Annotated in this window: 16 protein-coding genes; 1 reads left to right on the top strand and 15 read right to left on the bottom strand. The window is 66.8% G+C overall.

Annotated elements, in window-relative coordinates; translation table 11 throughout:
• Positions 1-4 precede the first annotated feature (4 nt).
• Together AC1DB1_RS17225 and AC1DB1_RS17230 are read right to left on the bottom strand one after the other, a co-directional pair.
• Positions 5-1363 carry a putative T7SS-secreted protein gene (locus tag AC1DB1_RS17225; RefSeq protein WP_477201673.1) on the bottom strand — a complete coding sequence of 453 codons (1359 nt, stop codon included), beginning with the start codon at positions 1361-1363 and terminating at the stop codon, positions 5-7.
• Positions 1360-1644, bottom strand: coding sequence for a hypothetical protein (locus AC1DB1_RS17230; RefSeq protein ID WP_271175725.1), 285 nt, complete (start codon positions 1642-1644; stop codon positions 1360-1362). The genes AC1DB1_RS17225 and AC1DB1_RS17230 overlap by 4 nt, the downstream gene beginning before the upstream one ends.
• A 113-nt stretch (positions 1645-1757) precedes the next feature.
• Between AC1DB1_RS17230 and AC1DB1_RS17235 the strand changes: the two genes are divergently transcribed.
• On the top strand, positions 1758-6242 hold the full coding sequence (locus AC1DB1_RS17235) for an FtsK/SpoIIIE domain-containing protein (protein WP_477201674.1): 4485 nt from the start codon (positions 1758-1760) through the stop codon (positions 6240-6242).
• A gap of 254 nt (positions 6243-6496) precedes the next feature.
• Here the strand turns inward: AC1DB1_RS17235 and AC1DB1_RS17240 are convergent, their stop codons facing one another.
• The 13 genes from AC1DB1_RS17240 to AC1DB1_RS17300 form a co-directional block, all read right to left on the bottom strand.
• Positions 6497-6991, bottom strand: a complete 495-nt coding sequence (locus tag AC1DB1_RS17240; protein WP_477201675.1) for a DUF6121 family protein — start codon at positions 6989-6991, stop codon at positions 6497-6499.
• A 33-nt stretch (positions 6992-7024) separates the two neighbouring features.
• Positions 7025-8215, bottom strand: a complete 1191-nt coding sequence (locus AC1DB1_RS17245; RefSeq protein WP_477201676.1) for a hypothetical protein — start codon at positions 8213-8215, stop codon at positions 7025-7027.
• A gap of 113 nt (positions 8216-8328) precedes the next feature.
• A complete protein-coding gene (locus tag AC1DB1_RS17250) occupies positions 8329-9078 on the bottom strand; it encodes a hypothetical protein (protein WP_477201677.1) in 750 nt (249 codons plus the stop codon).
• A gap of 1 nt (position 9079) precedes the next feature.
• Entirely contained in the window at positions 9080-9748 is a 669-nt protein-coding gene (locus tag AC1DB1_RS17255) for a hypothetical protein (RefSeq protein WP_477201678.1), read from the bottom strand.
• Positions 9745-10794, bottom strand: a complete 1050-nt coding sequence (gene pilM, locus AC1DB1_RS17260) for a type IV pilus assembly protein PilM (RefSeq protein WP_477201679.1) — start codon at positions 10792-10794, stop codon at positions 9745-9747. The genes AC1DB1_RS17255 and pilM overlap by 4 nt, the downstream gene beginning before the upstream one ends.
• 41 nt (positions 10795-10835) lie before the next feature.
• Positions 10836-11663, bottom strand: a complete 828-nt coding sequence (locus AC1DB1_RS17265; protein WP_477201680.1) for a prepilin peptidase — start codon at positions 11661-11663, stop codon at positions 10836-10838.
• A gap of 17 nt (positions 11664-11680) precedes the next feature.
• Positions 11681-13450, bottom strand: coding sequence for a hypothetical protein (locus AC1DB1_RS17270; RefSeq protein ID WP_477201693.1), 1770 nt, complete (start codon positions 13448-13450; stop codon positions 11681-11683).
• Positions 13451-13536: 86 nt separating this feature from the next.
• Positions 13537-14271: a PilW family protein gene (locus tag AC1DB1_RS17275; protein WP_477201681.1), complete on the bottom strand. Its 735-nt coding sequence runs from the start codon at positions 14269-14271 to the stop codon at positions 13537-13539.
• Positions 14272-14273: 2 nt separating this feature from the next.
• A complete protein-coding gene (locus AC1DB1_RS17280) occupies positions 14274-15593 on the bottom strand; it encodes a type IV pilus modification PilV family protein (protein WP_477201682.1) in 1320 nt (439 codons plus the stop codon).
• A 136-nt stretch (positions 15594-15729) separates the two neighbouring features.
• Complete coding sequence (locus tag AC1DB1_RS17285; protein ID WP_477201683.1) at positions 15730-16170, bottom strand: prepilin-type N-terminal cleavage/methylation domain-containing protein; 441 nt, start codon at positions 16168-16170, stop codon at positions 15730-15732.
• 173 nt (positions 16171-16343) lie between these two features.
• Complete coding sequence (locus AC1DB1_RS17290; RefSeq protein ID WP_477201684.1) at positions 16344-17570, bottom strand: type II secretion system F family protein; 1227 nt, start codon at positions 17568-17570, stop codon at positions 16344-16346.
• A gap of 3 nt (positions 17571-17573) precedes the next feature.
• Positions 17574-19457 (bottom strand): type IV pilus twitching motility protein PilT, encoded by a 1884-nt coding sequence (locus tag AC1DB1_RS17295; protein WP_477201685.1) that lies wholly within the window; start codon positions 19455-19457, stop codon positions 17574-17576.
• Positions 19458-19483: 26 nt separating this feature from the next.
• Positions 19484-21154 carry a GspE/PulE family protein gene (locus tag AC1DB1_RS17300; protein WP_477201686.1) on the bottom strand — a complete coding sequence of 557 codons (1671 nt, stop codon included), beginning with the start codon at positions 21152-21154 and terminating at the stop codon, positions 19484-19486.
• Positions 21155-21552 lie beyond the last annotated feature (398 nt).

Consider the following 21552-nt stretch of genomic DNA (forward strand, 5'->3'; position numbering starts at 1 on the left):
GCTCCTAGCTGTTGTGACTCACGTACGTGGGAGTGTATTTGTCTGCGTTGGCCACGGCGAACTTCGTGAGGTCGAGAGTCGGCACCTTCGGGAGGTCGGTGTGGTTGCCGCCGTCGAACTTGTTCACGATGTCGTCGATCTTGGCCGGCACGCTCACCAGGTCCGCCCCCTTGTTCCACAGGGACTGCCCCTGCTGGAAGCCCGCGACGACGGTGAGCGGGTTGAGCTCGCGCTTGCCGACGTCGTGGGAGATGGCGCTGACCACGTTCTTGTCGACTCCGAGCAGCGTGCGCACGGCCTTCATCTTGTCGGCGCCGTTGGTGAAGAGCGCCTTGTACGCCTCGCGCTGCCCCGCGGCGGATTCGCCCGCCGCCTGCCAGATCTTGGCGGGGTTCACGTCGTTCAGCGGCTTCTCGAACAGCTTCTTGGTCGCCGACTTCATGAGGCGCTTGCCCATCTGCATCTTGAGCATCGCGTTCGGCGAGGTGTGAACGCCGCCGACCATCCGGGGCACTCGTGCGAGTCCCTTGATCTTGGCCGCCTTGCCGAGGAACGTGAAGATCCGGCCGCCGAACAGGCTCAGCGCGACGCCGACGGCCGCGCCCAGGATGCCCAGGAAGCTGCCCTCGCCGTTCGCGAACTTGACCACCGCATCGATCAGCTTGATGACCGACGCGACGAGCGCGATCACCAGCAGCACCTGGCCGAGGATCGGCACCCAGGAGAGGAAGATCGCGAGCACGCCGGCGATGTCGCCGATGGTCGAGATCACGTCCATCACCTTGTCCCAGAACCCGGGGTTCTTGAGGCCGTTGTTGTGGTGGTCGACCACGTCGACGATCGCGGTGACGGCCTTCTCAGCGGCGCGGTTCTTCTTGTCACGCGCGTCGTACCAGGCCTGGTGTGCGCTCTTCAGCGCGGCGTCGGCCGAGTGCGCGGCGTGGTCGGCCTTCGAGGCGTCGGCCTTCGCGGTGGCGACGTCGTCGCCCTTCGCGGTGCCGACGGCGGTGTGGGCGGTCGAGGCGGCCGTGCTCGCCGCATCCGCCTCGCTCTGCTTGTCGTTGATGAGGGTGATGGCCTTGTCGGCGTCGTCCTTCGCGTCGCGCAGTTCCGACGCGTAGGTCTTCAGCGCCGCCGCAGTCTTGGAGTAGCGGTCGTGGGCCTTGGTGATGTCCTCGGCGACATCCTTGGACATCTCCTGCAGCTTCGACACGGCCTGCGACGTCATCCCGTCGAGGTCGTGGATCTTGTTGAGCTCCTTGGTGGAGCGCTGGATCGCCTCGGCGATGGACGCGTAGTGGGCCGCCTTCGCCTCGAGCACCGCCGGGTCGCCCGTGAGGGGCGCGAACTCCCTGTCGCTCATTTGCCTTCCACCGCCTTGGCGAGGTCGCCGTCGACCTTGACGAAGTTGTCGGCTACGGCGGCGATCGTCTTCTGCACGTTCTCCACGTTCTCGGTCATGCTCTTGCGCTTCTCGTTCCACTTGTGGGCGAACTCGCGCACATGGCTCGCCAGGTCGTCGTGACCGGTGGCGTCGGCGACCGAGTCGCTGAAATCGTCGGCGTTGTGGAACTCGCGCACGACGGCGTCGAGGTCGTCCCGCAGCTGCACGAGCTCCGCGAGGTTGAGCTTCAGATCGGCCACACCGGTCCCCTTCCTAGGATGTCTGCCTCCGCCACGCTACCCAACGGCGCCGCGACGGGCGATGGGGAGGGGTCCCCATCGGCTCTCTGCCGGGCAGTCGGTATCGTTTCACCGTGCGACTCAAACTCACGCTGTCCCGCGCGTCCGGCCCCGGGGACGACATCGTCGTCACCGCCGACGCCGCCGCGAGCATCTCGGAGGTCGCCTCGACGATCCGCCGCCTCGATCCCCGAACAGAGGCGATGACGACGGATGCGCGCGCGCTCACGTTGCGCGCGGCACTGCCCGGGCAGGCCGAGCCGCTCGTGCTCCCGCCCGACGCCCCGATCGGCGAGGCCTGGATCGGCAGCGGCGCCACGGTGAGTCTCGCCGATGCCGGCGTCTACTACGCACCGAACGATCTCGCCGACGCGCCCGTCGTGGCGACGCTCGCGGTCGTGAGCGGTCCGGATGCCGGGCGCGAGTTCCCGCTGCGTCGCGGCACCACCGTGCTCGGGCGCGACGAGCAGAGCGACATCGTGCTGCACGACCCGCTCGTGTCGAAGAAGCACGTGCGCTTCGAGGCGGCGGACGGCGTCGAGGTGGTCGATCTGGGTTCGGCCAACGGAGTGGTCGTGGACGGCGGGATCGTCTCGCGGTTCACCATCCGGCGCGGCGAGACCCTGCTGATCGGCGATTCCGAGGTGCGGATCACCGTGCTCGGGCTCACCGATGTTCCGGCGGCGGCCCCGAAGGCCGGACCGATCTTCTTCAACCGGTCGCCGCGCGTGGAGCAGCGGTACGCCGGCCAGACGTTCCAGGCGCCGGAGGTGCCGGCCGAGAAGGAGGACCCGCCCTTCCCGCTCCTGGCGATGCTCACCCCCCTGCTGCTCGGTGGGGCGCTGTTCTTCGTCACGCACAATGCGTCGTCGCTGCTGTTCATCCTGCTCTCGCCGGTGATGCTGATCGGCAACTACGTCACCGGCCGGACGCGAGCGAAACGCCAGCTGAAGAAGGCGATCGCGGTGTTCGACAAGCGCCTCGACGCCCTCGCGGAGAAGCTCGAGTCGGAGCGCACCCGCGAGATCGAGCTGCGCCGCGCCGAGTCGCCGACGACCGCCGCCGCGCTGGCAGACGCCGTGCAGCGCGGCCCGCTGCTCTGGACGAGACGACCGGAGCACTGGTCGTTCCTCAACGTGCAGCTCGGGATCGGATCGATGCGTTCGCGTAACACCATCGCCGCCGTCGACCGGGGCGAGATGCTCGTGGAGTTCCAGGAGCGACTCGACGCGGTCATCCGGGAGCACGAACGCGTCGACGGCGTTCCCGTGCTGGACAACCTGTACGAGTCGGGCGCCCTCGGCATCGCGGGACCGGACGAGCTCGCGGCCGGGTCGCTGAACGCCACGCTCGTGCAGCTCACAGCCCTGCACTCCCCCGCCGAGCTCGTCGTCGCCTCCCTGGTGTCGCCCCGCTGGTCGCGCGAGCTGGAGTGGCTCAAGTGGCTGCCGCACACGTCGTCGCCGCACAGCCCGCTCGGCGGCAGCCATCTCGCCGACAGCGCCTCGAGCGCCGCGACCGTGCTCAGCGCGCTCGAAGGCGTGATCGAGGCCAGGCTCGCCGAGGCCACGGGCGCTCGACGACGCGGCGCGATGGAGCAGGAGCGCGCCGCCCTCGAACGCGGCGCGGACGTCGGCCGCTCGGAGACGGTCGACGGCACCCCCTCGCCGATCCCGGCCATCGTCGTGGTCATCTCCGACGACGTCTCCGTTGACCGCGCACGGCTCGTGCAGTTGGCCGAGGTCGCCGCCGACGCCGGGGTCTTCCCGGTCTGGCTCAGCAACGACACCGCGTCGCTGCCCGCGGTCTGCCGCACCTACCTGGCGCACGACGATCGCGCCGACCGGGCGACCGTCGGCTTCGTGCGCGTCGGCGAGACCATCCCGGATGTCGTCACCGAGCCGGTGCAGGCGGCCGTCGCCCTCGACTTCGCCAAGCGCATGGCCCCCGTGATCGACGCGGGCGCGCTCGTCGCCGACTCCAGCGACCTCCCGCGCTCAATCTCGCTCGTGAGCCTGCTCGGTCACGAGCTGGTCGAGTCGTCGAACGCGGTGGTGGACCGCTGGCGGCAGAACGCCTCGATCCACGACCGGACTCCGGGCATCCGGCCCGTCAAGCGCCGCGCGGGAACGCTGCGGGCGATCATCGGCTCCGGCGGTGTCGACGCCATGCACCTCGACCTGCGCACGCAGGGCCCGCACGCGCTGGTCGGCGGAACGACCGGCGCGGGCAAGAGCGAGTTCCTGCAGGCGTGGGTGCTCGGGATGGCCGCCGAATACAGCTCCGACCGGGTGACCTTCCTCTTCGTCGACTACAAGGGCGGCTCGGCCTTCGCCGACTGCGTGACGCTTCCGCACTGCGTCGGCCTCGTGACCGACCTCAGCCCGCACCTCGTGCGCCGCGCGCTCACCAGCCTCCGCGCCGAACTGCACTACCGTGAGCACCTGCTCAACCGCAAGAAGGCCAAAGACCTGCTCGAGCTCGAGAAGCGCGGCGACCCCGAGTGCCCGCCCGCCCTGGTGCTGGTGATCGACGAGTTCGCCGCCCTCGTCGGCGAGGTGCCGGAGTTCGTCGACGGCGTCGTCGACATCGCCCAGCGCGGCCGCTCGCTGGGCATCCACCTGATCATGGCGACGCAGCGACCGGCCGGCGTGATCAAGGACAACCTGCGCGCGAACACCAACCTGCGCATCGCGCTGCGGATGGCGGACGAGTCGGACAGCCAGGACGTCGTCGGCGTGAGCGATGCCGCGCACTTCGATCCGGGCATCCCCGGGCGCGGCATGGCCAAGACCGGTCCGGGGCGGCTCACGCAGTTCCAGTCGGCCTACGCCGGCGGCTGGACCGCGCGCGAGCCGGAACGCGCGGGCGTCGAGGTTGCCGAACTGCGCTTCGGCGGCGAGATCCGCTGGGACGAGCCTGGTGGCGTCGTCGACGAGGAGCGCGACCTCGGGCCGACCGACCAGCAGCGTCTCGTGACGTCGATCATCCACGCCCAGGCCGCGGCGCACATCCCGAGCCCGCGGCGACCGTGGCTCGACGAGCTCGCGGCGGTCTACGACCTGGGTCTGCTGCGACAGCGCACCGACGCCGAACTGCTCATCGGCGTGAGCGACGTGCCCGACCGCCAGCAGCAGGTGCCGGTGTACTTCTCGCCCGACGTCGACGGCAACATCGCGATCTACGGCACGGGCGGTTCCGGCAAGTCCGCCGCACTGCGCACGCTCGCCTCGGCGGCAGCGATCACTCCGCGCGGCGGCCCGGTGCGCGTCTACGGCCTCGACTTCGGCGCCGGCAGCCTCCGGATGCTCGAGGCGATGCCGCACGTCGGATCGATCATCCCGGGCGATGACGCCGAGCGCATCATCCGCCTGTTCCGGATGCTCAAGACCGAGCTCGACGATCGAGGACCGCGCTTCGCCGAGGCCAACGCCTCGAGCATCACGGAGTACCGCCGCCTCGCCGGACGCCCGGAGGAGCCGCGCATCCTGCTGCTCATCGACGGCTTCCCGAACTTCCGCGAGGACTTCGAGATCCCCGCCGGCCGCTCGATCTGGTACGACGTCTTCAAGGACGTGCTGAGCGACGGGCGGCAGCTGGGAATCCACGTGGCGCTCACCGGCGACCGCGCCGGCGCGGTGCCCACCTCGATCGGCTCGATGGTGCAGCGCAAGGTGGTGCTGCGGCTCGCGGACGACGGCTACGGGATGCTCGACGTACCGAGCGACATCCTGGGTCCGTCGTCGCCTCCCGGACGCGCGATCGTCGGCGACTATGAGACGCAGATCGCGATCCTCGGCGGCAGCACGTCGGTCTCCGACCAGTCCGCGGCGACCACCCGCCTGGCCGAGGCGATGGTGCGTGCCGGAGTGCCTTCCGCTCCGCCCATCGGCGCGCTGCCGAAGGAACTGCAGTTCTCGGGCCTTCCAACATCGCACGACGGCGCACCGGTGCTCGGCGTGAGCGACCTCGACCTCGGCCCGTTCGGCTTCGAACCGTCGGGCACGCTGCTCGTCGCCGGCCCTCCCGCGAGCGGCCGCACCAGCACGCTGGCGGCGCTGGCCGCATCCGTCGCCCGCTTCGATCCCGAGACGCGCCTCTACTACATGGGCAACGCGCGTTCACCGCTCGCCTCGGCCGCGCACTGGACGGACACGGCGACGACACCGGAGGAGGCGGCTGCGCTCGCCCGCGACCTCGCGGCGGCGGTCGCCGACCCGGATACCGAGGGGCGGATCGCGGTGTTCGTCGAGAGCATCGGCGACTTCCTGCAGACGCCGGCGGACTCGCCGATCGTCGAGCTGGTGCGGGCCGTTCGGCGGAGCGATCACCTGCTGGTGGCCGAGGCGGAGACCAGTGCGTGGGGTTCGTCGTGGCCGCTGCTCGGCGAGGTCAAGAACGGCCGCCGTGGACTGCTGCTGCAGCCGGACTCGGTGGAGGGCGACCTGCTGCTGAAGACGCCGCTCCCGCGGCTGAACCGGGCGGAGTTCCCTCCGGGGCGCGGGATGTACATCGCGAAGGGGAAGTTCGCGCGGGTGCAGGTGCCGCTGGTCGGGTGAGTGTTGTGCGGGGGCGCTCGTGGGTGGGGTGCTCGCGGTGCCAGCGCGCGCGGGTGGCGGCGCCCGCGGGTGGCAGTGCTCGCGGGTGGCAGTCCTCGCGGGTGGCAGTTATCCACAGGATCCAGGCATGCACGAGCATGAGCTGTCACTAATTGTCGCGTGAGACCCCGGAATCCGGGTCTGCGCGACAATCAGTGCCGACTCACGGAGCCGGAGAGCCGGAGAGCCGGAGGGCCGGAGAGCCGGAGCCGGAGCTACTCGTCGTCGTCGCTCTCCCACGGCCAGCGGGGCCGGCCGCGCTGGCGGAAGCGTCCGACGAGCACGAGCTGGTAGAGCAGGGTCACGAGGAACGCGGCGATGCCCACCGTGATCGCGTACCAGCTGCCGAGCTGAGCGAACGTGAACAGGAAGTAGTGGAACGGCTGCGATGGGTCGCCGGCCGCCCCCGCAATGCCACCCGCCGCGGCGTAGACGAAGTAGGCCGCCAATCCGACGCCGAGGGCGACCCCCGGCATGACCCGCTGCTTGTCCGCGGGAACCCGCAGGCCCAGGGAGAGCAGGAACGCGAACACGGTCAGCGTCGCCGCCCCGGTCATCACCGGACCGACGAGGGTTCCGACGTCGGGGTCGGCGATCACTTCGGTATTGGTGGCGAGCGAGATCAGGCCGAAGGCCGCGACCACGATCGCGAGGTAGAGGAACGCCGCAAAGGCCGCGACGACCGCCGCATACGCACGCTCGTCACGCATGGCCGGCACTCCTCGTGCGTTGCTCTCGAGAGATCAGTACCCGGTCTGCGCGGGAGCGGGCGTCGCGTAAGCCGAGACCGCCTGGTTCTGGGCGTCGGCGAGCTGCTGGTCGTAGTCCGCCTGCGCCTCGGCGTTGCGCACCTTGAGCTTGCGGCCGCGAGCTGCAAGCCACGCGCCGGTCCACACCGAGACCTCGCGGGCGATCACACCGGCGAGCACGGCGAACGGGTTCACCCACAGGCGGCTCAGCAGGATGCCCGCCTCGTTCTGGGTGAGCTTGCCGGGGTTCGCGTCGAGGAAGACCGCGCCGATGTAAGAGAGGTACACCAGCACGGCTACGAACAGACCGCCCAGGATGTACGCCCACCAGCGTGCTCGGTTCAGGATCTGGATCAGCACCACCATCGCGACGAAGAACACCACGACGGGCACCCAGCCCGCATACGACCGGACGAACAGGTTCAGGTTGTCGACGAAGGCGGTCCCCGGCGTCAGGATGTTGCCGACGATGACGACCGCGGCAGCCCACAGGGCGAGGAACACGACCGTGCCGACGAGCGCGATCAGGATGCCCACGCCGCGGTTGCTCTTCTTCTTGGGCGGCTCGGGGCGCTGCACGTAGATAGGAGTGACCGGCTGCGGCTGCTGCGAATAGGCGGCCGTGGGCGCGGCCGTCGCCTCGCCGGCGTACGGCGCGGTCGCTGCTGCGGCGCCTGCCGTGGCGGCGCCTGCGGTCGCGGCTTCTGCGGCGACGATCACGGGGGTCGCGGACTCGGCAGGAGACGCCGTGTCGATGGTCGCGGTGCCGGCAGCGGCGGCAGGAGCGGTCTCGACATCCGGAATGTCTGCGGTGTTCGAACGCGCGACCGCGGCGGCGACGTCGTCGTCGGACGTGACGACCGGCTCGGGCTCGACGGGCGCCGGGGCGGCGGCCTTTGCTTTGGCGGCCTTGGCCGGCGTCGCCGGGACCTCCGCGACGGGCGTCTCGGGGTGGTTCACGTGGCCGCGGGCTGCGACGGGCTTGGACGGCGGGTTGGCGACATCCGGATCGGTGTCGTGCGGCTCGGCGGAGCTGGCCGCCTCGGGCGCAGTGGATGGGGCTGGTGCGGCCGCGGCGGACTCGGCGGGAGCCGTTGCTGGCGCCACCTGACCGGTCGCCGAGTCGGTCTGCGCGGCGGCGTCGCCCGAACGTGCGTCCGGTTTCTCCGGCGTCGTGTTGCTCATGTGCCACTCCTCGATCGGCCCACGGTGGGCTCCGTCAGTGGTGCCCACTGTAGCAACGAGGTGCACGAAGTCCAGGGAGGGCCCGCTGGGAAGGCCCTCCCTGACATTGAGGGCTATCCTGCGCCGATCGGAGCCTTCACCGCGGTCGGGACGACATAAATGAAGCCGGACACCGTTGCCTGCACTCCCACGATGGTCGATCCTGTTGGAGGTACCGATGTGGTGAGTCCGTAGACGAGGAACAGTCGCTTCGCTGTTTGAAGCCCCTTGACGAACGAGAGGATGTTCGGCGAATCACCGGTGATCGACATCTTGATCGGAATCGCGGCGAACGTGGTCGGCGTGATGAGTGGACTCGTCACCTCCGGAGCCCCAGCCACCGGGGCGGCGGTCGCTCCGGGAGTCGGAGTAGCCGTTCCCGACGACGCAGATGCCGAAGGGGTCGGTGTCGGACTTGGGGTCGCCGTAGAGCTCGAACCACTCGATGCCTCGGCCGAAATCGTGGGCGGCTTGACCGGCGAGTACGGAACGGCGTCCGCTGCCGTGATGTCTACGACCACGACACCGTTCGCGCCCGCGAGGGCGTTGACTTCGTCATAAAAGGCCGGAACTTGGCCATCACTCGGCACAGAAGCCGAAAGCGCAGCTAGCTGGTCCTTGATAGTGGACAGGTTCTTGTTGTCTGCTTCGAGTTTCGAGAGGGCGGCCTGATAGGCCGAGTTCATAGAGGCGACGCCGAACTGCTGCACAGTTGCCGACGCCGCCGCATTCAATTGCGGCTGGATTCCGAGGAACCACCCGAGCACGACGATAGCCACGGTCGCGATCGCTGCGCCGATGATCCAGATCCGATTGGCATCCACGCTACTTCTCCTTCTTTTCGAGGAAGCGATTGTCGAACGCGTCCGTGTTGACGTGCATGGAGATCGTCACCGTGTATGAGCCCGTCGTCGTGTCCAGCGTCACCGAGTCGGGATTCGCGTCGGAATAGCCCTTCAGGCTGGAGAGAGCGGTCAGCCACTTGGGGATTTCGGGCAGAGTAGGACTGGTCGCGGTGAAGGAAACTGTGGCGATGCGTTCTCCTTGAAGAGGCGCCGTCGGCTGCTCATAGATCGCGAGCGGTGTCGCTGAGTCAACGGTCACAGTGTTGACGACGACGTTGGCCGGCAGTGTGGCCTGAATGTTGTCGAGAAACGCCTTCCAGTCGATCTCCGTCGACGCGCCCACCGACTGTGCGGCCTTAATGAGGGTCGCCTCACTCTGCATCTTTCGCAGTTCCACGTACTTCGATTGCTGCGACAGGAGGCTGGTAGTGCGCGCCTGCTCGGCTGCGAGCGCACTCTGCGATTGCAACGCGAGGAACGACGCTCCGCCCACACCGAGGATGACCAAAAGGGTGACACCGAGCACACCCATGACGAGCCCACGTCGAAGTGTCTTCGACTTTCCATGCGCCCGGACTTCGGGAGGCAGGAGATCAACCCGCGGTACACCGCCGATAACGAGTCCGACAGTCTTCGGCTTTCCGCTCACGCTGCGCCTCCCAACGCGAGACCCAGGGCAACCGTCAACGAGGAACGCCGTAGACGGAGGTCCGACGCGTCCAAGCTTCTCGACAACGCAATCGTCGTGAACGGATCCCCCGCAACCACGGGAATTCGCGTCATTTCGGCGAGTGCCTCCGGGAGGCCGGGGAGTTGGGCGCCCCCACCCGTAAGGACGATCTGATCCATTCCTGCTTGCGGGCGCGTGTTGATATAGAAATTAATGGTGTTGCGCAGGCTCGTCAGCAATTCGCTGGACACCTGATAGATAATTTCGACCGCACGATGCTCGTCCGTCGTCGCAACCTGCGTCGCCAATCCGAGTGTGCGCTTAATGCTCTCTGCCTCAGCCTGCTCCACCTCGAGGCCGCTGCGAAGAGCCTGCGTGAGGTCCGCTCCGCCTGTCGGGATGATCCTCACGAACTGCGGCACTCCATTGGCAGCGATGACGACGCTTGTCGTGTTCGCGCCGATCTCGACAATGGCGACCGATCCGGCCACCTTCGGCCGGCTGAGCAGGACCCGGCTGACAGCGAACGGAATGAGATCGACGTCGATGGTCGATAGCCCTGCCAGCCGCGTCGCTTTCACATTGCCGAGCACGACTTCCTTGACCGCGGCGACGAGGAGGCCATTCACGACCGGGCCGTTCTCAGTCTGCTGCTCGGACACCGGATAGAAGTCGAGCAAGGCGTCGGCGACCGGTACGGGCAACATCTCCTGTACCTGGAATGGAAGGGATTCCTTGATCCGGGCGAGCGACATCTTCGGCACGGTCAGGTCCCGGGCGAGCACTCGCTGATTTCCCATCCCGAGCACGACGTTCTTGCTTTTGAATCCGCCTTGGCTCCACAGCTGCTTGAGTGATGCCGCGACTGTGTTCGCCTCGAGCACCTCTCCTCGGCTGACAGCCCCGTCGGGTAATCCGACTTCGTGGTATCTCAGGAGGGTTGGCTTGGACTTGTTCACATCACCCACCTCGACGGCGCGCAACGAGGTGCTGGCGATGTCGATCCCTACGACGCTGGATGCCATATCGTCCTCTTCTTTCTGGATTCGTCAGGTGCGAGCAAGGGTCATCCCAGCCCGAACAGTGATAGATAGGCGGAACCGATCGTCGGGCCGACGAGTGCCCCGATCCACAGACCGCCGAGCATCCACGGGCCGAAGGGAATGCCGCTTCCCCGGCCTGCTCTGTGGAGAGCCACAAGGATTACGCTGAAGATCCCGCCGAGGATGAACGCCGCGAAGACGCCGACGACGAGCGGCGCCCAGCCGAGGTAGCCCAAGAACAACCCGATCACGCCCGCGAGCTTCACGTCGCCGAATCCCATTCCGCCCGGATACACGACTGCAAGCAGTAGATAGAAGGCGAATGCCGCTCCGCCGCCGATCACGGCGCTCAGGAGACCCGGGATGTTGTCCGTGAGAATTGCCGACAGGCCGAGGAGGAGCGCCCCGACGACGTAAGCAGGAAGAACGATGGCGTTCGGCAATGTACGAGTGTCGATGTCGATCATCGCGAGCACCACGCTGATCGCAGCCAGGTAGAGAAAGGCGGCCAGGGTTAGCAGCTCGCCGACGATCGCAGCCGTGCTGTGATCGTCGGCGATCGAAGGCCACCTCCAGAGCGCCACAACGACGAAGAGCACTCCGACCGCCGATTCGACGAGCGGGTACCGTGCGGAGATCGGCTCACGGCAGTCCCTGCACCGACCGCGCAATGCGATCCAAGAGAGCAGGGGGATGTTGTCGAGAGCTCGGATCGGCGTCCCGCATCCTGGGCAGGCACTTCGCGGTGCAACAACGGAAATCCCGGCGGGAACGCGGTAGATCACAACGTTGGCGAACGAGCCGATAAGCGTCCCGAAGACGCCAACGAACACGAGGACGATGGTTCCCATAAGGGCAATATCCGCAATCATCGCGCAGTCCCGTCCCATGAGTACGCCGGCGCGACGTCGACATACTGAGTGACACCGTAGGTGGTCGACGTCGGTGCGAGGAACTTCGGAGGGGCGGCCGACCGCAACCTCGAGTCGTAGTAATAGTCCTTCTTATAGCCCTGGACGACCGTCCCGCTACTGACCGAGCTCACGGTTCCTCGGAAGAGCTGGGCGATCGCTCCGATGATCGTGAGCGTGCCACGAACGCCGCCGACGTCGTAGTTCTGCACCATGAACGTGTGAGCGACTGAAAGGATAGCCGCATCGATCTCGAGGTCCGCGGCCGCCTTCAGCGCAGTGCACGTTCGATTGCCGTTCGAGGTCGTGCAGGTCTTCATCTGGTTGAGCACCCAGACTGAGTTCTGGCCGACGAGCCCGAGCATGTCGGACGCCTTGTCCGCGTACTTGATGTTTCCGGTCACGTATATGAAGTTTTGCGAAGCGATCGTCAACGCACCCTTCATGTCGCCCTTGACGAAAGCATCCCCGTGCCGGCAGTCATATGCCGGATTTGTCGCCGACGACGAGGTTGGATTCGCCTCGGTCGTGGCCGGATACTGCAGGCCGCCGAAACTCCATCCCGAGGTGGGCTGCCCAGCATTGAGGCATGTCATGCCTGAAGGTGGGGTCGCACTGTAGTTGGGATCCGCGGGAGTGCCGGACGGGGGAGCGCCCGGCACGTTCTGGACGTAGATCAGATTGCTATCCAGCACGGGGATGGTCGCACCGTTAGCATCACCGAGATTACCGGCGCCCGTCCCGGGCTTTCCACACATCGCGGTCCCGTTTCCGTTGGGGATACCGGCGGTGAATGACGGCTGCGACTGCTTGGTCCACGGAGAAATCACCTTCATCATCCCGTTGCTGAGCAGGGTGATGGTCGTTGGACCGGTGTAGAGACAGCCGGGTCGAGGTACATCCGCAAGGTCGACCCGCGTCTCGTTCGCCATCGCGATGTTAGTAGGGGGAATATCAAGCGCCGACTTGTAACCGGGGCCGGTCTTGCCCGGAATCCACGTGGGTTGAGTGCCGGAGGAGCACGTGTTCACCCAGTTCGGGGTGAGCGTGCTGCTGGTCGACACATCGCCGTTGAAGGTGGTGCCGCAGATGCGCAGTTCGTCGTTCGAATGCAGGGGGCCGTTGATGGTGTCACCCTTGGCAAACGTAATCTCGCTGCAGTAGTCATTGTGCTGGATGGTGCCGCCCGACATGAACGCGTAGGACGGGACACATCGGGTGTCGCTGACCTGCGGGTCCTGTATCTCGTATTTGGTGAAGTAGAGGAACTGCAAGAACCCCTGCTGCTTGAGGTTGGCGACGACGCTGCGCGTCTCCTGGCCGACCTTGCCTGTCGAACGGACACGAATAACGCCGTTGCGCGAGTATTGCGAGTTGTCGACCTCATAGCGGAATGATGCTCGCCCATCGGTTCCACTGACAGCTGCCCAGGTTCCTGGTCCGCCGGGAGTGACAGTGAATGCCGGGTTAGAAGCCGAACTGGCTGGCATAGTGACGGTGGTAGCGCTGCCGTTCTTGATCGTGAATTTCGAGGCCGGGTTTCCATATTTGGTGTACGTGCTGTCATTCGCGAGGCGACTGGCGTACTCATCCACACCTGCGTACGCGGCAGCGAGCGCAGCATTCCAGTTCTGGTCGTTGCGCGCCTTCGTCATGCCGCCGACCGAATATGACAGCGCTGTCGTGACAAGGATCAGCATCACGGCAGCCAGACCGACCACCGTCATGACAGCCACGCCGCTCTCGTCCGTGGTGAGTCCCCTCTTGGTGAGGAAGCCCGCACGTGCGCCGAGCCGGCGCGAACACAACCTGATCATGATGTGACCTTCGCGACGGAGAGATTCGGGAGCAGAACAGTGTTGTTGATGACAACCGGGTTGCCCGCCTGGGCGCTATTGGCTCGAATGCGGAGGGTGATCTTCACCGAAGCGACATTCGCGAGTTGCGTTGGGCCGAGCCCCCCGGAGGCTGGAACGACAAGGGGAGCCCCCGTGCTGTCGTAGTAGGTGAAGAACGGGTCCTCTCCCGCGGCTGCCGCCAGCACGGTGCCACCGAGTGACCGAGCAGATGCTGGAGTCGTCGCTGGGGCGGGGAACGTCCAATAGACACCGGACGCCGTTCCGTTCCAGCGGCTTTCCCACAACTGCCTCCCGGCATCGAGGGCGAACTTCACCATCGTCGGCTTCGGCGGAAGAGTGACGACGGACGCGTACGCGTCGACGTCGACATTGCTGTAAACGATGAGCGCCTCTTTGTCCGCGTAGACGAAAGCCGATTTCGGAGTGGTGGATCCGCTCTGGCTGACTGTGGTTCCGACGCGCAGCACACGACTGATCTCGTCCATCGCGTTGGTCGCGACACGTGTGCTGGCATCCATCGACTTAGCGAGGGCCGTCGACCTTGTGGTGCTCACGAAAAGGCCCGTAATGAGAGCCAGCACGAGCGAGAGAAGCGCAATGGCAGTGATCAACTCGATCAGGGAGAATCCTGCCTGGCTCTTCCTGAAGGCAGGCTTCTGCGCTTGGTGCTTCGTACCGGTGGCCGACATGGTTATTGCCTCGGATCCAGGGTCAACGCGCCGGATGATGAGGTGTAGATTCCCGAGGACACACGAGTCACGCGTCCACCTGTCAACGCATGCATCGCGCCGGTCGCGGAGGTCCTCGAGTAGAGCTGCCACGTCCCGTACGGCAACGCGATCCTCACGCCGGCGCCAGAGGTGGGGATGACCGATCCGAAATCGTACGTCATCGTCGTGTTGCAGACCGGCTCACCCGGTACAGCTGCCACGGGCTGCGACACCGCTGTCAGGAAGGGCTCGGATCCAGGGCTGATCGTCGCGAGACCCATCGGAGCCTGGAGCGTCGCCGAACCTCCCGGAGCGGCCGCGATCGAGGGGTTGAGCTTTCCGACCAGCGCGGGTGTCGCTCGCGTGTCGGGCGCCCATTCCGTGGGGTTCGGCGTGGCACACGTCGAAGGACGATACGCGCCTGCGACCGCCTGATAGCCCTCCTTGTACGGGTGGAGTTGGGCGATCTTCGTCGTCGTCGAGACCTTCATCGGCGCAAAGGCACCGAGAGTGGTGTTGAGGAAGGTGGTGTCGAGGTTCGTGGGCAGCAACGGTACCGGCGAGCCGGACCCCCAGACGATCGTGAACTTGCCTGCCTTGTCGTACTGGAACGAATAGGAGGTCGCTGCACCCGCGGTCACAGGGAGGGTCTGCGAGGGCGAAACGTTCTGCAGGTAGTCGATATAGCCCGGCTGGCTGAGAGTGACTGTGTAGTTTCCCGGCGGGACCTTGAGGACATACGAGCAACCGTCGGAGTCGGTTGCCGTCGTGTCCAACGATCCTGCGGTGAACGACACGCCGGCGCTGCCTGTGCCGATTGCATTCTTGACAGCGACGAGAATCGTGCCCATTTTCGGGTCGTTGATCCGGCCCGTTGGAGCGATCAACGTGTCCGAGGTGACGTTGGATCGAGCGCCGGTCCACTTCACCGTGACAGTCACCAGCTTGTATTGGAGAGGCCCACCGCTCGTTCCACAGGTAGCGTCGGCGCCGCTGGCGGAGACCCAGGAAGTGTCTGTGGTCAGGGTGAACGCGTTGCTTGGTCCGATTGCGGTCGAGGGAACATCGTGCACTTTGAAGGGATCACCGATCGCTCGTACGCGATCGATCTCAGCAGCCGCGAGGCTCGCGGCGGTGATTCGCGACCTGTTGTCACGGGCAGCGGCGAGAGAAGCCGTCAGCGCCATCGCCACCCCGACGGAAATGAACGCGAAGATCATCATCGCGACGAGGATCTCGATGAGAGTCAATCCGTCGTCCGCACGAACGTCGAAGCGCAGACGTCTACGCAATGCGAGCATGGTTCACCTCCCTCGACTTTCGGGTATCCGGGGCGGGTCGTTCTGTGGGGCTCTGGCGACGGGCTGAGGGCCTCGCCACCGATACGCCTCGGTGGGATGCCGTTGTGCGGCACCCCACCGAGGGACTGGCGCGCTTCTAGCAGCCGGAGGGCTTGGTGTCCGTGACGTTGCCGGAGTCGGTGACCCAGTAGGACTTCGTCGCGTCGCTGACCTTGGGGACCGTGAGGCAGAACGCGTCGCCGGCCTTGGTGGGCGCGGTGCTCGAGAAGGCGACGGACTGAACGTCCTTGCTCTGCGTGTAGCCGAGCTTGCCAAGGTCGGTGGTGAAGTTCGGCGTGCCGGTGGTGGTCTGCGTGTAGTACGCGACGACCGCCGTCTTGGCGTTGTTCAGGTCGGACTGCGCGGCGGCATCCTTCGCGTTGTTCTGGAGCCCGATGTACACCGGGATGGCGATGGCGGCGAGGATGCCGATGATGATGACCACGACGAGGAGCTCGATGAGCGTGAAGCCCTTTTCGTTCTCTTCGAGCAGGCCCTTGCGGCGGGCGTTCAGTTTGCCCATGAGTCGGAAGTACATTGCGGTGTCCATTCGGTCGGGAATGCGGGTCCGGATGGGGCGAGTCCCGTCCGTTGGCTTGATGGTATTTGGCAGAAAACTCCCGGCAGAATCCCACGAAAGGGGGGAATATCACTCAGTTTTCACCCCAGTAAGGGGGAGAAAACGGTGAGCTGACTCCCAGTTGGGGGGTCCTATTTGACTAGGCTGGAGATTTGGAAGATCGGCATGTAGAGAGCGATGACCATGCCGCCGATGACGACTCCGAGGAACGCGATCATGAGCGGCTCGATCATCGCGGTGAGCTGCTCGGTGGCAGACTCCACCTCTTGGTCATAGAAGTCCGCGATCTTGTCGAGCATCACCTCGAGGGATCCGGAGTCCTCCCCCACGGCGATCATTTGCGTCACCATGGCGGGGAAGACGGGCTGCTCCGACAACGGAACGGCGATCGACTCTCCCTGGCGCACAGAGTCCGCCACCTTCACGAGGGCACTCTCGATCACCCAGTTGCCGCTGGTCTCCCCCACGATCTTCAGGGCCTGCAGAATGGGAACGCCGGCGCCGATCATGTTGGAGAAGTTGCGACTGAACCGGGCCACCGCGATCTTCTTCAGCAGAGGGCCGAAGACCGGAAGCTTGAGCTTGATCGGATCGACACGCATCCGGACTCTCTCGGTGTTCTTGTTCTTCGACCACCAGACGCCGCCGACGATGCCGCCGACGATCAGCACGGGCGCGATCCACACCATGGCGTGCGAGAGCTCGACGAGCACCATGGTGGGCAACGGGAGCTGTCCCCCGAGGCCCTTGAACATGTTCTCGAACACGGGCACGATGAACAGCAGCATCGCGATGACGGCGACGAGGGACATGATCAGCACGATGACCGGGTAAGTCAACGCCGACTTGATCGTGCCGCGGAGCTTGACCTCCTTCTCGAAGTTCGTCGCGATGGCCTCGAGCGAGCTGTCGAGGAAGCCACCCGTCTCTCCGGCCCGCACCATGTTGATCATGAGCGGGGGGAACACTTCTGCGTGCTTGCGGAGGGAGTCGGAGATCGAGACACCGGTCTCCACATCGTCGCGGACGTTGCCCATGATCGTCGCGAGCTTCTTGTTCTCGGTCTGCTCGGCGATGATGTTGAGCGTGCGCAGCAGTGAGAGGCCCGAGCCGATCATGGTCGCCATCTGGCGGCTCATGATGGCGAGGTCCTTGAGCTTGACGCCGGTTCCGAACCCGATGTTGATCTCGCGACTCAGCCCGGTCCCTTCCGGCGCTTCGGCGATCGACACCGGCGACAGCCCCATCGTGCGCAACCGCGACGCGACGGCGGACTCACTCGGCGCATCCACCCGGCCTTTGACGATCTTGCCTGCGGCGTCGCGTCCCTTGTACGCGTACGCGGTTGCTCCCGCCACGGGTTACCTCACCGTCCCTGAGTAGGTGTCTCCGAAGTCCGGACCGGCGGTCGCGAATGCCCGTGCAGAGGCTTCCGTCGGCGACTCCACGCGCTGGATGAGCCGGTGGATGCCCTCGACGTCGTGTGCCTTCTCGAGGGCCGCCTTGCGGGTGATGGTGCCGTTGTTGACCAGGTCGGCGAGGTGCTGGTCCATGGTGTGCATCCCGGAGTCACGGCCGGCCTGCATCATGGAGGCGATCTGGTAGGTCTTGCCCTCGCGGATGAGGTTGGCGATGGCGGGGGTCATCATGAGCACCTCGGTGGCGACGACACGGCCGCGGCCGTTCGCACGTTTGACGAGGGTCTGGCAGACGACGCCCTGCAGGGTGCCGGCGAGCTGGGCGCGCACCTGGTCCTGCTGATGCGGCGGGAAGACGTCGATGACGCGGTCGATGGTCTGCGCGGCATCCTGGGTGTGCAGGGTGGCGAAGACGAGGTGGCCGGTCTCGGCGGCGGTCAGGGCCACCGAGATGGTCTCGAGGTCGCGGAGCTCGCCGATCAGGATGACGTCGGGGTCCTGCCGCAGCACGTGCTTGAGCGCGTTGTTGAAGCTGTGGGTGTCGTGGCCGACCTCGCGCTGGTTGACGATCGCCTTCTTGTGCACGTGCATGAACTCGATCGGGTCCTCGACCGTCACGATGTGGTCGGCGCGCGTGCTGTTGACGAGGTCGACCATCGCAGCGAGGGTTGTGGACTTGCCCGAACCGGTCGGTCCCGTCACGAGCACGAGCCCACGCGGAAGCTGCGAGAAGCCGCCGACGCTCTCCGGAACGCCCAGCTCCTTGAGCTGCTTGATCTCGGTCGGGATGAGACGGAACGCGGCACCCACGGCGCCGCGCTGCTGGTAGAAGTTCACACGGAAGCGGGCGTTGGCCGAGATGGTGAAGGCGAAGTCGAGTTCGAGTTCGCGCTTGAAGATCTCGGCCTGGCGCTCGCTCAGCAGACTGGTGAGCGCCTTCATGGTGCGGTCGTTGTTCCAGGGCTCGGTGCTGGCTGCGGGGCGCAGGCCGCCATCGACCCGGATGGTCGGGGGTGCGCCGACGGTGATGTGGAGGTCGGAGGCCCGCTGGTACACGACTTCGTGCAGGGCGGCGACGAGTTCCTTGTCCGCGCGTTCGAGGGCCTCGCGCTCGGCGGCGGTCAGACGTTCGTCGATCGGCTCAGGGGCGCGTGGGGCCGGCGTGGTCTCGGTGAGTGTCTCCGGAGCGACCTCGGCGGCGCGGCGACCCTCGGGCACCAGGCGCTGCACGGGCGCGGTCTGCCCGGCGTGCTCGGGGTGCGCGGTCTGGCCGGGCTGCGCCGTCTGCGCGGGCTGTTCGTGCGAGGTGAGGGACCAGGATCCGGTGGGCGGATCGAACGAGGCGGCCGGCGGCAGCGGTGCGGTGAACGCCGGCGGGGCGATGTCGGCGGCGATCGGCGCGGTGGTCGGGGGCGGGAAGGCCGCCGGAGCGCTCGGCGCGGAGACGGCGGGTTCGGGCGTGACCGGCGCGGAGGCCGGCGGAGCGAACGAGGTGACCGGAGCCGAGGTCGGCGCAGGGAATGCCGGAGCCGCCGCGGGCACGGGGAGCGGAAGCGTCGGCGGCACGACGGAGGACGCAGGCGGAACCGGCGCGGACGCTGCCAGCGGCGCAGCCGACACCGGCGGTACCGCCGACACCGGAGGCACCGCAGACACCGGCGGTACCGCCGACACGGGCGGAGCCGGCGGCGTCAGCCCCAGCATCGCGTCGAACGACGGCTGCGAGCCCACCGCGGAATCCGGGAGCGGCACCGGCGTGCCCGGATGCCAGCCGTCGGCATCCTGACCGGGCGGTGTCACCGGAATCTCGTAGATCGGCTGGCTCATGCGGTCTCCCCACTCGGAATCGTTCACTACGCGACCACCCTCAAGATCTCTTCGACGCTCGTCAGCCCGAGCTTGGCTTTCTCCCAGCCGTCCTCGCGCAGGGTGAGCATCCCCTGTTCGCGCGCGGCGCGCCCGATCTCGGCACTGGATGCGCGGGCAACGGCGAGACGCTCGATGTCCTCGCTCACCGCCATGACCTCGTGCACCGCGATGCGTCCGCGGTAGCCCGTGTTCGAGCAGGTAGCGCAGCCGACAGGCGCGTAGACGACCGGCGGAATCTCGCCTGCCGAGACGCCGAAGCGGAGCGCGTGCAGGTCCTCCGCCGAGTACTGCGCCGGCTGCTTGCAGCGGTCGCAGAGGCGGCGCGCGAGGCGCTGGGCGACGACGCAGTCCAGAGCCGAGCCGACGAGGAACGGTTCGATGTCCATCTCGGTAAGTCGAGTGATGGCGCTCGGCGCGTCGTTGGTGTGCAGCGTGGAGAGCACGAGGTGGCCGGTCAGCGATGCCTCGATGGCGATCTGCGCGGTCTCGTGGTCACGGATCTCACCGAGCAGCACGACATCCGGGTCGCTTCGCAGGATGGAGCGCAGCGCGCTCGCGAAGGTGAGGCCGGCCTTGGGGTTCACCTGCACCTGGTTGATGCCGGGCATCCGGTACTCCACCGGGTCTTCGACAGTGATGACGTTGATCTCGGGACGGGCGACCGCGTTCAGCGTCGTGTACAGGGTCGTCGACTTGCCGGAGCCCGTCGGACCGGTGACCAGGATCATCCCGTACGGCTTGGAGTACGACGTGCGGTAGGTCTCGAAGTTGCGCTCGAGGAGGTTGAGGTCGCGCAGCGTCATCCCGGTGTTGGTGTTGTCCAGGATTCGCATGACGACCTTCTCGCCCCACACGGTCGGGAGGGTTGCGACGCGGAGGTCGATCTGGCGGCCGCCGTGCACGACGGACATGCGGCCGTCCTGCGGCTTGCGACGTTCGGCGATGTCGATGTCGCTCATGATCTTGAGCCGCGAGATCACGCCGTTCTGGATGCTCTTCGGCGCGCTCTGCATGGCGTGCAGCACGCCGTCGATGCGGTACCGCACCCGCACGTCGTGCTCGGCGGGCTCGATGTGGATGTCGGACGCGTGGTCCTGGATCGCCTGACTCACCAGCAGGTTGACGAAGCGCACGATGGGCGCATCGTCCTCCGAGGCGTCGCCGATGCTCATCGAGGAGTCGTCGGCGGGGGCGTTCTCCTCCTCGAGGGTGGTCGTCAGGTCGCTGAGTTCGTCGTCGGCGCGGATGTACCGGTCGATGGCGGCCAGCAGGTCGGCGCTGTCGGCGAGAGCGGGCGAGACGCGCATCCGGGCGGCGGCGCGCACGTCGTCGACGGCGAACACGTTGCCGGGGTCGGACATCGCCAGGATGAGCGTTCCGTCGGTGATCGCGATGGGGAGCACGTTGTGGCGGCGGCAGATGGCGCCGGGGACGAGGGCGACGGCGGTGCGGTCGACGGGGTAGTCGACGAGCTCGACGAAGGGCATGCCGGCCTGAGCGGCGCGGGCCTTGGCGAGCTGGAGTTCGCTGATCGCGCCGCGCGCGAGCAGATCGGTCACGGCGGCCTCGTCGGCCGCGGGCTCGCTGGTGACCGAGTCGAGGTACTCGATCGGCAGATGGCCGTGGAGAATGAGGATCTCCGTCATGGACGCCACGGTTGCCTCCTTGTTCAAGGACGCTGCCGAGGCGGTTCGGGTTCCACGGCAGAGTGCGGCGATAAGGAGTGCGGTGCACTCGGTGCTTCGGTCGGGTGAAGCGTTGTCACACTATTCGCACGGGTCACAGGCACAACAGCCCCGCGTGCGGGTGCCACGCTCACGGGGGCCACCGTGTACCCCGTCCCGCGAGGGGTGCGAAATGTCTCTCGAACGCCCCGGATGAGCGACCGTACGCACCTCTCGGGCGGGGGCGTTCGACGAGTTGCGTCAGATGTGCGGTGCGGGAGGCCGGGGACCGCACGTTTCGCGAAAGTCGATCGGGCGGCGAGGGGGCGCGGGCGCGCGGCGCGGCGACGCGGCGGGCGCGGGCGGCGCGGGCGCGCGGCGCGGCGACG

This window comes from Leifsonia sp. 10N434 (assembly GCF_056394405.1).

Bases quoted from the DNA above. Each gene is read 5' to 3' on its own strand.
- AC1DB1_RS17225 (WP_477201673.1), bottom strand. From the start codon at position 1,363: ATGAGCGACAGGGAGTTCGCGCCCCTCACGGGCGACCCGGCGGTGCTC.
- AC1DB1_RS17240 (WP_477201675.1), bottom strand. From the start codon at position 6,991: ATGCGTGACGAGCGTGCGTATGCGGCGGTCGTCGCGGCCTTTGCGGCG.
- AC1DB1_RS17245 (WP_477201676.1), bottom strand. From the start codon at position 8,215: ATGAGCAACACGACGCCGGAGAAACCGGACGCACGTTCGGGCGACGCC.
- pilM (WP_477201679.1), bottom strand. From the start codon at position 10,794: ATGGCATCCAGCGTCGTAGGGATCGACATCGCCAGCACCTCGTTGCGC.
- AC1DB1_RS17265 (WP_477201680.1), bottom strand. From the start codon at position 11,663: ATGGGAACCATCGTCCTCGTGTTCGTTGGCGTCTTCGGGACGCTTATC.
- AC1DB1_RS17270 (WP_477201693.1), bottom strand. From the start codon at position 13,450: ATGACGGTGGTCGGTCTGGCTGCCGTGATGCTGATCCTTGTCACGACA.
- AC1DB1_RS17275 (WP_477201681.1), bottom strand. From the start codon at position 14,271: ATGTCGGCCACCGGTACGAAGCACCAAGCGCAGAAGCCTGCCTTCAGG.
- AC1DB1_RS17280 (WP_477201682.1), bottom strand. From the start codon at position 15,593: ATGCTCGCATTGCGTAGACGTCTGCGCTTCGACGTTCGTGCGGACGAC.
- AC1DB1_RS17285 (WP_477201683.1), bottom strand. From the start codon at position 16,170: ATGTACTTCCGACTCATGGGCAAACTGAACGCCCGCCGCAAGGGCCTG.
- AC1DB1_RS17295 (WP_477201685.1), bottom strand. From the start codon at position 19,457: ATGAGCCAGCCGATCTACGAGATTCCGGTGACACCGCCCGGTCAGGAT.